The organism is Ilyobacter sp. (genome assembly GCF_041583315.1).
In the GTDB taxonomy this organism is placed as follows: domain Bacteria; phylum Fusobacteriota; class Fusobacteriia; order Fusobacteriales; family Fusobacteriaceae; genus Ilyobacter.
The window spans coordinates 1-12,817 of record NZ_JBFHGC010000015.1 but is presented as its reverse complement, the minus strand read 5'-3'; the positions used below and the strand labels follow the sequence as shown (position 1 = coordinate 12,817).

At 32.9% G+C, this 12,817-nt stretch carries 13 protein-coding genes and 1 pseudogene; 7 read left to right on the top strand and 7 right to left on the bottom strand.

The window, feature by feature from the left end; genetic code table 11:
- From ABZA26_RS01325 to ABZA26_RS01315, 3 genes are all read right to left on the bottom strand, one after another.
- The coding region (locus ABZA26_RS01325; RefSeq protein ID WP_372712715.1) for a 5-oxoproline transporter, DUF979 family subunit at nucleotides 1-761 on the bottom strand (761 nt) is incomplete at its 3' end.
- Entirely contained in the window at nucleotides 758-1,453 is a 696-nt protein-coding gene (locus ABZA26_RS01320) for a DUF969 domain-containing protein (RefSeq protein ID WP_372712714.1), read from the bottom strand. The genes ABZA26_RS01320 and ABZA26_RS01325, both read right to left, overlap by 4 nt.
- A 329-nt stretch (nucleotides 1,454-1,782) precedes the next feature.
- The gene (locus tag ABZA26_RS01315) at nucleotides 1,783-2,475 is read right to left on the bottom strand and encodes a Crp/Fnr family transcriptional regulator (RefSeq protein ID WP_372712713.1); all 693 of its coding nucleotides are present in this window, start codon (nucleotides 2,473-2,475) and stop codon (nucleotides 1,783-1,785) included.
- A gap of 242 nt (nucleotides 2,476-2,717) precedes the next feature.
- On the opposite strand from ABZA26_RS01315, the gene ABZA26_RS01310 reads away from it, so the two are divergent.
- From ABZA26_RS01310 to ABZA26_RS01295, 4 genes are all read left to right on the top strand, one after another.
- Nucleotides 2,718-3,038: an ArsR/SmtB family transcription factor gene (locus tag ABZA26_RS01310; protein WP_372712712.1), complete on the top strand. Its 321-nt coding sequence runs from the start codon at nucleotides 2,718-2,720 to the stop codon at nucleotides 3,036-3,038.
- Nucleotides 3,039-3,139: 101 nt separating this feature from the next.
- Nucleotides 3,140-4,195, top strand: coding sequence for an ACR3 family arsenite efflux transporter (gene arsB, locus ABZA26_RS01305; protein ID WP_372712711.1), 1,056 nt, complete (start codon nucleotides 3,140-3,142; stop codon nucleotides 4,193-4,195).
- Nucleotides 4,196-4,218: 23 nt separating this feature from the next.
- Nucleotides 4,219-5,850: an FAD-dependent oxidoreductase gene (locus ABZA26_RS01300; protein WP_372712710.1), complete on the top strand. Its 1,632-nt coding sequence runs from the start codon at nucleotides 4,219-4,221 to the stop codon at nucleotides 5,848-5,850.
- A 113-nt stretch (nucleotides 5,851-5,963) separates the two neighbouring features.
- Nucleotides 5,964-6,392, top strand: coding sequence for a C-GCAxxG-C-C family protein (locus ABZA26_RS01295; RefSeq protein ID WP_372712709.1), 429 nt, complete (start codon nucleotides 5,964-5,966; stop codon nucleotides 6,390-6,392).
- Nucleotides 6,393-6,623: 231 nt separating this feature from the next.
- Here ABZA26_RS01295 and ABZA26_RS01290 read toward each other — a convergent pair whose 3' ends face one another.
- Nucleotides 6,624-7,955: a DUF1566 domain-containing protein gene (locus ABZA26_RS01290; RefSeq protein WP_372712708.1), complete on the bottom strand. Its 1,332-nt coding sequence runs from the start codon at nucleotides 7,953-7,955 to the stop codon at nucleotides 6,624-6,626.
- A gap of 535 nt (nucleotides 7,956-8,490) precedes the next feature.
- On the opposite strand from ABZA26_RS01290, the gene ABZA26_RS01285 reads away from it, so the two are divergent.
- Together ABZA26_RS01285 and ABZA26_RS01280 are read left to right on the top strand one after the other, a co-directional pair.
- A complete protein-coding gene (locus tag ABZA26_RS01285; RefSeq protein WP_372712707.1) occupies nucleotides 8,491-8,979 on the top strand; it encodes a GNAT family N-acetyltransferase in 489 nt (162 codons plus the stop codon).
- 51 nt (nucleotides 8,980-9,030) lie between these two features.
- On the top strand, nucleotides 9,031-9,723 hold the full coding sequence (locus tag ABZA26_RS01280) for a class I SAM-dependent methyltransferase (RefSeq protein ID WP_372712706.1): 693 nt from the start codon (nucleotides 9,031-9,033) through the stop codon (nucleotides 9,721-9,723).
- Nucleotides 9,724-9,859: 136 nt separating this feature from the next.
- On the opposite strand, the gene ABZA26_RS01275 is transcribed toward ABZA26_RS01280, so the two are convergent.
- From ABZA26_RS01275 to ABZA26_RS01265, 3 genes and pseudogenes are all read right to left on the bottom strand, one after another.
- On the bottom strand, nucleotides 9,860-10,753 hold the full coding sequence (locus ABZA26_RS01275; RefSeq protein ID WP_372712705.1) for a DMT family transporter: 894 nt from the start codon (nucleotides 10,751-10,753) through the stop codon (nucleotides 9,860-9,862).
- Nucleotides 10,754-10,777: 24 nt separating this feature from the next.
- On the bottom strand, nucleotides 10,778-11,296 hold the full coding sequence (locus ABZA26_RS01270; protein ID WP_372712716.1) for a GNAT family N-acetyltransferase: 519 nt from the start codon (nucleotides 11,294-11,296) through the stop codon (nucleotides 10,778-10,780).
- 138 nt (nucleotides 11,297-11,434) lie between these two features.
- Nucleotides 11,435-11,695 (bottom strand): annotated as a pseudogene (locus tag ABZA26_RS01265) (MarR family transcriptional regulator); the annotation flags it as partial.
- 939 nt (nucleotides 11,696-12,634) lie between these two features.
- On the opposite strand from ABZA26_RS01265, the gene ABZA26_RS01260 reads away from it, so the two are divergent.
- A partial coding sequence (locus tag ABZA26_RS01260; protein ID WP_372712704.1) for a hypothetical protein occupies nucleotides 12,635-12,817 on the top strand: 183 nt, incomplete at its 3' end.

Below are 12,817 nucleotides of genomic sequence, written 5' to 3'. Positions count from 1 at the left end.
CCGCAATAACCTGCAGTAAGACCTAATACTCCTGCAATTGCAGGATTTGCACCGTGGGAAAAAACAAAGGGTATTCCGATTCCAGCTGTGATTACAGCAAAAGCTGCAAATGCATTACCCATTATCATTGTAAAAATTGCCATGGCAAGGCAATACACTGTTACACCAGCCAAGATATTTCCTTCTGGAATTATTTTACTCATGATCTCAGAAATAACTGTTCCCACACCAGCAAGTGCGAACAGAGCTCCCAATGATGCCAAAAGTTGTGGGAGTATTGTCGTAGAACCTATCTGCTGAAGCATTCTAGAACTTTCATATCCTATATATTTTGGATTTTCCTTTGTAACAACAAGGGTAAAAATCAGGGAAATAATAGAACCTAACCCTAAGCCAACTAATCCTCCTAAATCTGTAAACTGTGCAACAGCAAAGGCAATGATTCCAATCGATGTAGCCGGGAAAAATATTGTGTTACCAATCTTTTGGCTTCTTTCTTCTCGGTATTCTTCAGAAGACAGTTCCTGAGAACCGCATCCGACTTTATTAAAGGCTGCGAGACCACCCATAACGAAAAGAAGTATACCAACTATATGTGGTGGAATGCTTTTTCCAGCCATAAATATTATTCCAAATATTATCCAAAAGATACCCGTTCCTGTTTTGGTTTTGTGTTTTTTGTCAGTAAGTGCATATGCACCGGTGGCAATTGCAACAAGTCCTGTGAGAAGATACATTATTTCCAGAATCATATTTTTCATTCTTTTACCCCCTTTTCCAACTTAGTTTCTAAATGAGCTTTTGAAAGAGATCTGTCAGTCCAGTAATTTTGAACGAATGATAATAGAACAGAGATAAATGCCATAGGAATGGCAGCCTTAGAAACTGAATAAGGTTCAACTATTACTCCAAGTTCCTGAAGTGTACCGACAATCAGAAGAACTCCCCCTGAGGCTACAAAAACATTTTGTCCGAAAAAGTTACCATAGTTTTCCACGGCACAGGCGACACCCTTTAATTTGTCATTTTCTTTTTCTGAAAGAGTTCTGCTCAACTTGTTTTCAGAGGCACTTTGGGCCATTGGATAGATAAGAGGTCTTATAAATTGCACATGCCCTCCTAGTCTTACAGATAAGGCAGCAGCAAGAGTTCTTATAATCATGTAGAAAGATAATATCCTTCCGCTGGTTAGGCTATCCATTCCCTTAATAAAATGTGCTCCTCTTTCTTTTAGTCCGTTTCTTTCAAGTATCCCTATAACAGGTAAAGTCAAGAGAAAAAGTGTCATGTATCTAGTTTGTATAAAAGCTTCCCCCAAAGTAGAAAGTATTGCCATGAAATCCACACCAGAAACAAGACCGGTTGCGACACCTGCAACCAATACAACAGCAATGGTGTCAAGTTTAAATGAGAATCCCAATACAATGATAAGTATTCCAATAAGCTTGATCATAAAATATGCCCCCCTTAATAAATTTATTTTACTTCTAGATCTTTATCATATATCATTTTAAATGATAGTTTTGTAAGATATTTTACATTAAAAAGATATATTTAATTTATAGTTTTAATTTGACACTATAATCGTTCTTTTAGCATCAAATGTTTACTAACAGAAAGATAAACTGAAATAATTATGAACAGGATATGATTTTTTTGATATAAGTTTAATAAATTATATCAAAAAATTAAAACAGACAATTTATTGAGAAGACCTTAACTAAAACTCCTCAATAAATTGTCTGTTCAAAATATATAAATTCCAGAGACACAGCAGCATCACTATTTATTTTTTCTAATACTTTCCCTGTATTCTGCCAAATTTTCTACAGATTTTACAATTATTAGTTTTCTTTTTACAGTTATCAGATTTTTTTCTTCAAGCCTTTTGAGAATATTTGTTATACCTATCCTAGAAACATTTATTCCCTTTCCTATATCTTCATGGGTATAGCCCTCAATTTTTATATTTACACTTGAAGCTGGTTCTCTAATGTTGCATATTCTCAGAAGAAATTCAGTAAGTTTTTCTTCGCTGGAATAAAATTTATTAAAACCTGACTGTATAAGAGAAAGATTGTACTTTCGACTCATACTGTGCATAAAAAAACGGTAATATTCAGGCTTGTCTTTGAGAATCTCAGTTATTTTATCTTTTTCTATTTTCCAGAGAGTACTCTCTTCTAAGAAGTGTAAGGTATAATTTTGACTTACTTCTGAGAAGATTTCAAACTCTCCTAAAATTTCTCCTGGATATAACCTATAAATCATCTGCTCTTCTCCGCCTATATCACAGATAGAAACATTAACTGCTCCGGTTTTTACAACATAAAGATGCTTTTCAATATCTTTGGAGCTTATAGCCCCTTTTGGATATTTTTCAATTTTTCCCTGGGGACCCAGGATCTCCAAAAAAAAATTCCTCATATTGTTTTGTTTATTTAAATCAAATAATTCTGTATATTTTGTATTCATTTTTTTCTCCCGTATTAGAAAGTTACTGTAATATTACTACAAAGACTATTACAAATCAATACTTTCTGTAACATATGCAGGACAAAAAAAATAAGTTTTCTTCAGATTACCATTATATTTATTTACACAAGCTATATTCTGAAAAATTGTATTTCACCCTCAGTCGACATAAAAAAATACTTGCTTAATATAATCTTTTGTTGTAATATGATTTTATAATCATATAGTAAAGGGGTAATATTATGGAGATAATGGATATATTAAAATTAATTTCCGACAACAATAGAATGAGAATATTAAACATATTATATAAAAAGGATAAAATTTGTGTATGTGTTTTAGAGGACGTGTTAGGGCTAAATCAGTCCAATCTTTCCAGGCACCTCAATAAATTAAAAAAGGCAGGAATAATTATAGGAGAAAAGAGATCTCAGTGGGTTGACTATGAGATATCTGAAAAATTTCTTAAGGAAAATCACTTTGTAAGAGAAATTTTAGAGACAAGGCTTACTGGAGAAGTATTTTTAGAGGATTTAGAAAATCTCAAATGTTCAGCATGTTAATTATGTATAATTAGACATGCACTTATAAATGCTGCGTCTAAATTATTATAAAATTTTTTAATGATGTATATGATTATTTAATCATATCAAGGAGGGTTAAGATGAAACAGGAAACAGGAATCAATTTTTTTGAAAAATATCTTACAGTTTGGGTGATACTCTGTATGATAGGGGGAGTACTAATAGGGAAATATTTACCTCAAATACCAGAAGTTTTGGGGAAATTGGAATATGCCAATATATCCATGCCGATAGCAGTGCTTATATGGCTTATTATCTACCCTATGATGCTTAAGATTGACTTTAAAAGTATTGTAGATGCCACTAAAAATTTAAAAGGGTTAGCCATAACTACTAGTATAAACTGGCTGATTAAACCCTTTACAATGTATATTTTAGCAGTGTTCTTTTTAAAGGGAGTATTCAGCGGACTTATTTCTGCAGAACTTGCTGATGAATACGTTACAGGAGCAGTTCTGTTGGGAGCGGCACCGTGTACAGCTATGGTCTTTGTATGGAGTAAACTAACTAACGGAGATGCAGCTTATACCCTGGTACAGGTGGCTGTAAATGACCTTATTCTCCTGGTGGCTTTTGTTCCTATAGTAGGATTACTGCTAGGAGTTTCAAATATTACGGTACCATATGCAACTCTGTTTTTGTCGGTAGTTTTATTTGTGGTAACACCTCTCATTGCAGCCTGGATTACAAGAAAAGCTGTAGTGGCTAATAAAGGCTTGAATTATTTAGAAAATACATTTATTAAAAAGTTTGATAAGAGTACTATGTTAGGCTTATTGTTAACACTTATTATAATATTTTCTTTTCAGGGAGATAAACTTCTTAACAATCCTATGGATATAGCTCTTATTGCAATTCCTCTTACTATACAGACATTCTTAATATTTATTTTAGCCTATGTCTGGGCAAAAAAATGGAATATGCCCCACGATGTCGCTTCTCCAGGAGCTATGATCGGTGCAAGTAACTTCTTTGAATTAGCAGTGGCAGTAGCAATATCTTTGTTTGGGATCAATTCAGGGGTGACTCTAGCCACTGTAGTAGGGCTTTTGGTAGAGGTTCCGGTTATGTTGATTTTAGTAAAAATTTCAAATTCAACAAGAAAACACTTTGAAATTAAAGCATCCATTGCATAAAACATTACTATAGGGAGGATAAAATGAAAATTGTGATAATCGGATCTGTAGCAGCTGGAACATCAGTAGCAGCAAAAGCAAGAAGAAATAATGAAGAGTGTGAAATAACCATATACGATAAGGACAGTGATATAAGTTATTCAGGTTGCGGGCTTCCTTATTATATAGGGGATGAGGCAATAGAAAGAGATGTTCTCACACCAAGAACAGATAAATGGTTTGAAAAAAGGTTTAATATGAAGCTAAAAATATGCCATGAAGTATTGTCTATAAATAAAGATAAAAAAACTATTGTTGTAAAAAATCTTACAACAGGAAAAGAATTTGAAGATAATTATGATAAATTAGTAATAGCTACAGGAGCTTCACCTATAAAACCACCTATAGCTGGTATAGAGGGAAAGAATGTATTTTTTCTAAGAAATATTAAATCTGCAGATAAAATAGTAGAATATATAGCAGCTAATTCTCCTAAAAAAGCTTTTATTATAGGCGCCGGATATATAGGTTTAGAACTATTGGAAAACTTGGAAAACCTGGGTATAGAGGTTACTGTAGTAGAAAGAGAAGACAGGGCCATGTCTAAGATGGATAAAGATATGGCAGTGTATTTAGAGGACTACCTGACTAAAAAAGGGGTAAACCTTATTTTAGGAGAAGAAGTTACTAAAATAGATGAAAGATCTGTTGAAACTGCAACGGGTAAAAAAATAGATGCTGATTTTGTCGTTGTATGCACAGGAGTTAAACCAAACTCTAAACTTGCTGAAGGTATAGGGGTGGAGTTATATCCAAATGGGGCAGTAAAAGTAAATCATAAATTAGAAACAAATATTGACGGGATATACGCCGTAGGTGATGTGGCTATGGCATGGTCCATTATAAACGGGGAACCAATGTATGTCCCACTTGGATCTACAGCAAACAAGATGGGAAGAATTTGTGGAGATGTAATCACAGGAGGACAACTAAGATTTAAGGGTATTCTTGGAACAGGGATATTTAAAGTATTTGACATGGCAGTCGCGTCTACAGGAATGACGGAGGAACAGGCTGTTGAAAGAGGTTATGATGTTGAGGTTATTCATAATATAAAATCTAATCAGACTGAATATTTTGAAACAAGTAGAGAGATGGTAATAAAAGCTGTCGCCGATAGGAAAAGCGGAAAGCTTCTGGGAGTACAAATACTAGGAGAGAACGGAGTAGATAAAAGAATAGATGTATTTGTTGCACTTATGAGTACCGGAGCCACTGTAGATGAGCTTTTCCATCTTGATTTGGCATATGCACCTCCATTTTCTACTACAAAGGATCCTGTAATGTACACAGGGATGATATTGGAAAATGCCATATATGGGAAAAATAAGATTTTATCAGTAAAAGAACTGATGAAAAACAGAGATGATTATACTGTGATTGATGTAAGAGCAAGTAAACAATATGATGCCTCACATATTCCAGGTGCAATTAACATTCCTCTCGGGGATTTGAGAGCAAAGGCTCAAAAGCTTGATAAGAATAAAAGATACGTTGTTCATTGCAATAAAGGAGTTACAGGAAATGCTGCTCATAATGTAATGTTAAATCTTGGTTTTGATTGTTACAATCTTTCAGGTGGATATAAAAATTACTCTATACAAACTAAGAAGTAGCTGCCAATGGCAGCTACTTCTTAGTTTGTAATGGGAAATATTAAGTTGTCAATTATTAAATATTAATGTAAAATATTTATGGAAAATGAAATATGTTATAAAAGGAGTGAAAAATGACGAGAACAGAAAAAGCTGTGGGAAACTTTGGGGATTATAATTGTTGTCAAGCAACAATAAGCGCTTTTGCAGAGGAATTAAATTTAGATATGGAAACGGCTCTAAAAATTTCTTCAGGATTTGGTGGAGGGCTTTCTAAAGCAGAAGTATGTGGAGCTGTAAGCGGAATTTGTATGGTCCTTGGTCTTAAATATGGATCTGCAGATCCTGGAGATTTAGAGACGAAGAAAAAAGTCAAAGAATTGGTAAAAACATTCATGGATAAGTTTATTGAAAATAATGGGGCATGCACATGTAAAGGTTTGTTAGGATATGATAAATCTACAGAGAATGGAGCTAAAATTGTTGAAGAAAAAGAACTTACACAAAAGCTCTGCCCAGGGTTTATAGAAGACGCAATAAAAATAGCAGAGGATATGATTTAACAGTTTCATGTATCAACATCATGTTTAAAGAGCCGTAATTCTAAGGCTCTTTTCTTTTTTTCATTGTAAATCATGAAGGCTAATTGATTTTTAATTTATTGTGGACAGGTTATTTTTTAACAGAGTAAATATTATAAAATAAAAAGAGGATGACGAAGTTCTTACTTCTAAGGCATCCTCTTTTTTACTAATATGATGAAAATATAATTAGAGCAAGATTATTTCTCTAAATTAATCGATATCTCTGACTAATCTTACAAAATTATACACTCTGTTTGCATCTCCCTGAGGTGCATCCCCATAATAATATCCATTATCTTTTTTGGATAGTTTTGAGAAAGCAGTTTCCGATTTAGGATCACTTCTCTGAGCACCGGCACCGTGGACATCTATCCAACCATTTTCATATCCCATTGCCCTTCCCATTGGGACGTAACAACCGTTTGAGCCGTCACCTGATACAGATGCATGTGTAGTTCCAGACCAGTACCAAGGATAATCCTCTTTGTATTCCTCGTTTGTAATAGTCGTGTAGTTGAAGAAATCTGTATCAATAGCTGGTTTACCATTATAATCTGGGGCATTGTCGTAGTCAGTTAAACTTTGCAATTCTTTAATATTTGGTAATCTCCAGTCATTATGACCTAAATAGTTTTCAGTGTTTTTCTCTTGCACCCATGCAAGAGCATCTTTCCAAGTCATACCTTTTTGACTGTCATCTTTTGTCCACATAAGTCCTGTGGATCTGTCAGAAATAGTGTTATCGGCATTATCGAAAAAATCATTAATTCCATACTTTTCATTTCCTCTAACTAATTGCACGAAGAAAGTTTTATCGACATTGTGATCAAATGGCATTAGGGCCTCATAACCTTTTATTCTACCATCAGCAAAGTTTACACCGAAATAAAGCTTGTCTTCCAGGCTTTCTCCATTGGCGATATAAGCATTTGTTGTCAAGTATTGAGAATCAATTATTCTTTCTCTTTTAGAAGTTTCACCATATGCAAAATTAAATGTATCTGTATCGATAAAGGGATGTAATTTTGACATATCAGCTTTAGCCGTAGGATCTGGATCAGTTCCCGTAAATTGAATTAGAGAGTAGAGTTCTTTTGCACTTGGTATTCTCCAATCATTATATCCCCCATAGTTCATGGCATTTACTTTTTTCACATAATCTTTTGCGGCATCAAAAGACATTTTATCTTCTTTTTGCGGGGTGTCTAAATCAGTGTTTGGTCCTCTCATCCACGTTAACCCAGTTACGTTATCGAGGACAACTTTCCTATCGTTACTAACTGTATAATTTGGTTGAAACCCATCAAAGTTGGCATCTTGACCGTAGAAATTCTCATCTGAAGAAGATACTGGGTCAATTTCTTTTGTGTCATCATAGAATTTAGTCTGATTAGTATCGACTATCGCATAAGAGTAGTTGTTCGTTTTGTTTATTTTAACCGCTTCAGCCGTTTTCTGACTTCCTGTGCTAGATGTACATGCAGTCATAATAATGGAAGCAGCTGCCAATAAAATAGCAGTTTTTTTAATTGGGTTTGTCATTCTAATTCCTCCTCTAGTGATTTGTTTATATCTTTCTTGAAATCTTTATATATATTTTAAAATTATTTTATTCAAAATCAATTTAGTAATTAATTATCATAAAAACTTTGACCAAAAATGAAATAATTTTCTAGATAATACAATAAAAAAATATGCAAAACAATCTTATTTATAAATGATTCAAAATATAATGGGAAATTTTTCAGAATTATTTTTAAATAAGATTCAGGAAAGTCACATAAAAATATGGGACTTATAGATACCCGCTCTGATTATCTATAAGTTGTGTGTCAGTTGTATGGTGGATTAGCCCAAAGATAATTGATTTTATCCGACTATTTTTTTATAAATTATGTATAGACCTCCGGAATTTTTGGTCAACTTGCATTGAAGGTAGTTTTCTTTTTATAAATAAAGCTGCCTATGTAAGGTACTTTTATGGCTGGAAATTTGATATAATGATATTATGTTGCCTACAAATAAAGCATAAAAAATTTAGAAAAAAATTATTCCATTAAGCATAGGAGATGAAAATATGAAACTAAAAATAAGAAATGGGAAACCAGAAGATTTGGAAGAATGCTTTATATTGGAAAGCAGGACTTTTCCAGAGTGTGAAGCCGCTTCTAGAGAAAATATAAAAATAAGACTATCTGAGTTCGCTGATGGATTTATAGTTGGAGAGATTAAAGGTAAAATAGTGGCACATATAAACAGTGGTTCAACAAACAAAGATGACATAACTGATGAAGAATTTAAAGGCCTTATTGGTCACGAAAGTTGTGGGGAAAATATAGTAATATTTTCCGTAGCAGTGAGTCCGGAATATCAAAAACAAGGAATGGCATCTGAAATGATGAGAGAATTTATAGAAATTTCAAGAAAACTAAAAAAGAAAAACATATTGCTCATATGCAAAGAAAATCTTATCGGCGTGTATGAAAAAATGGGTTATAAAAAAAATGGAATATCCGCATCTACCCATGGAGGAGCTGTATGGTATGAAATGATCTATTATCTTTAGGGTTTCCCGGCTTTTTATATTTCCAGAGAGAAGACAAAGAAGGAGGTTCAAATGAATTTTTATGAATCAATAAACAAATATTATGATAACATCTTTCCATTGAATGAAAAACAGGCTGAATTTGTGAGAGGGGAATTTAGAGATTGCAAGTCTAAGCTAGTAGAAGTAGGCTGTGCCAATGGGAAACTAACAAATGCACTGTCTGAATACAACATAATAGGAATAGACTTAGAGAAGTCTTTCATAGACGCAGCAAGATCAAAATATAAAAGGGTATCCTTTGAGAGATGTAATATGCTGGATATAACCGACCTGAACTCAAACTTTGACGGTATCTTTACCTTTGGAAATACTCTGGTACATTTGAGTATAGATGATATCAAAATCTTTATAAATAAAGCATATGGCATTTTAAACAAAGGCGGGAAACTTCTGATACAAATATTAAATTATGATAATATCCTGGACAATAGAATAGAGGAACTTCCATTAATTGATAATGAAGCTATTACCTTTATCAGAAGTTACAGTCATGGAGATAGGTTCATTTTTAATACAACCTTGAAGATAAAGAGTGAAGGTCAGGAAGTTAAAAACTCAATCGAGCTAACTCCAATCAGGAAAAAAGAATTATTGGGTATACTAGAGGAAGCCGGATTTAGAAAAATAAATGTGTACAGCTCCTTTGATAAAGAGAAATATTCAAGCAGAAGTCTGCCTCTTATTGTCTCCTGTGAAAAATAGAAAATTTTACACTGACTTAACCTAAGTTGTTAGGATCTATCCAAAATTATTTAAAAATTGGGATAGACCCTTGCATCCCACTATGGAAGGTCTAATAATCTTTAGTATTAGTTTTAACTTAATATACAGCTTCTCATTAAATTCTTATCCGAAGCTTTTTATATAATTTAACAGGAGAAATATTTAGTTCATTCATTGATGAAAATCCTAAAATCATTACTCCACCTGTTATCTGAATAAAACTGATTGTTTCACCAAAAAAAGATACTGAAACCAGGATTGCAACAAGCGGATCAACATAACTTAATATCGACGCTTCTTGACCTGATAAATCTCTGAGTGAAGAAAAGAACAGACAATAAGTTATGCCGGTATGAAATACACCAAGTATCAGTAAATTGATTATTCCGACAGAATTTAAGCTGTTTATATGAATACCTGTTGTAAAGGATACGTAGGGTATAAGTACAAAACTTGCAGCGACAAGCTGTATAAAAGTCTTATCAATTCCTGTAACGGTTTTAATGAATTTATTCAGCACGACAACTGTCGCATAAAGTGCTGCAGCTCCAAGTCCAAATAGAATACCTTTAATGTCAACATTGTATAGACCAAAACTGTCACCCCCTATAATAAAAATAAGACCAATAGTAGCCATGATAAAATATATGATTTGAATAGCTGTTAATTTTTCTCTGAATAAGATAGTGCTCGCAATTAAAACTATACTCGGAGCAAAATAATAGCTCAAAGTTGCTGCTGATATAGTTGTAAAGTTATATGCCTGAAAAAGTAAAATCCAACTGAAGCCAATTGCCGCTCCTGACAGAAATAATATATAAAGTTCCTTCTTAGATTTTGGTAGTGAAATCCCTTTATCTATGATTATTTTATAGAGCAGAATTGTAACAGAAGCAATAACTGCTCTATACAATGCAATTTCACCTGCCGGTAATGCCATATTCTTCACAAAAATAGGAATTGTTCCGAATACAGCCATTGATATAATTATTTTAAATTTTGCATTCATTTTTCTGTCCTCACCTTCAACTTTTTATAAGTTTAAATCCCATCGTTCTTCTATAACATCGGTTCCCCATTCATGATTTTCTTGAGTATGGGTTATTTGAAATCCATAAGAGTTGTATAAATGTCTTGCCACCTTTTGATCACTTATAGTCCAAAGGAAAATATGCTCATATCCCTTTTCCCTGCAGAAGTTCATGATCAAATCTAACATTTTACGCCCTGCACCTATATCACGTGCTTCAGGTTCTATCAAAAAAAACCTAAGTTGTGCAATCTTATTGTCACTATGTTTCACAGCGATGCTTCCTGCGAGTCTACCGTAATATTCCAACATAAACATGCAGTCTTTCTCCGTATTGTACTCATCCACAAAGGCGGTTATACTTTCGTCGATATACTTGTCAAAAATATCTGATGATAATTTACGCTCAATGCTGTACAGATTCTTATGAAGTTCTCTTACATAAGGAATATCTTTTTTCGTAAAAGGACGGAGAACAAATGCATCTGCATTATTTGTTAGGTTTTTCCTTATAACAAACATCGCATCGCGAATTTGATTACAGGTATCATCCCCAAGAGGCCTAAGCAGATCTTCTATTTGACAATTTGATTTTTCGTTTAAATGATTAAATATTCTCAACCCTTTATCTGTCAGTCTAATATACTTTACCCTACTGTCAGACTTAGACACAGTCTTTGATATCAGTTCATTCTTTTGGAATTTTAGAATAATTCTGCTCATATAACTTCGGTCGATTCCTAATTGTTCTACTAGCATGCTAGCAGTGCAGCATTGAATTTTATTTATTTCAAATAATACACGTGCCTCTGTGAGTGAATAACCTGAATCTAGTATATGCTGGTCCAATAACCCTAAGACATCTGTGTAAAACCGATTAAAACTTCTAATATCTGAAATAATATCATTAAATATGACCATAGATAATCACTCCTCTGAGTTTCAAACCCCACCCAAAAATATAATAGTGGACTTTGTCAACTTTTGTAACAGTATATAGAAACTAGTGGACATTGTCAACTATTTAACTGCTTGTTCCATATAAAAGTCAAATAGTTTGCAGAGACATATCTTTGTAAAATGATAGACATCTTTATATTCGGACAGGAAAGTGGCTGGGAATCTCATCATGTGCATCATAATGGCGGAGATAAATTTTTGGCACGTCAATAAAAATTTGAGACAGACTTTTATGTCGGTAAAAAAGCGTAGAGATTGAGGGAAGTAAAATATTTGTAACAGCAAGTATAGGGGGAGCAATCTATCCTAAAGATGCTCTAGATATTAAAAATTGTAATATCCATGGAAAAATTTTTAAATTTAATGTAGTAATTAGATTAGCCTGTTGCAATGAAATATTTACTATTTCTTTAGAAAAAATTATGAAATAGTTGTAATTTGTGGTAATAATGTATCGAAATATAACTTTCTGACCAAAGTTATATTTAACTTGACGATAGGTTATGTCACCCATAATTTTAACAATCTTACCCAACAATTAAAAAACTAAAAATTATAGTAATCTTTTTATTTATATCCTTTTCTAGATTACCAGATTATGCTTCTGTAATGTGGTAGCTGGTGAAAAGGATTTTATGTGGCCATTAGATAATTCAGCAATAAGTACACCTTGCAAATAAAAGAATTCTAACATATGAAAAAATACTAGATTTTGAAGGAGTCTTAATGAAAATCAAATCAAAAAAAGCTTTTACGGTTGTGTCATGGTATATATTAATTTCATTTATATGGATATTTTTTTATGATCAAATTTTATATATTGAAACACAAAACATCCGATATTATAGGTCGTTCCAGATTTTCAAATGGATGATTTTTGTTCTGATAACTTCTGTTTTTATGTATGACTTGGTAAGAAGGAGCAATTCAGAAATTGAAATTTTAAATAACGAACAGGAAGAAAACCTCAGAGAACTAAAACTTCGTCTCAATGAAATTGAAAAAGTGGCATATGTGGATTACTTAACAAAATTAGCTACAAGAAGATTTTTGATGGAAAAATGTGAATTATTGTTTGAAAGT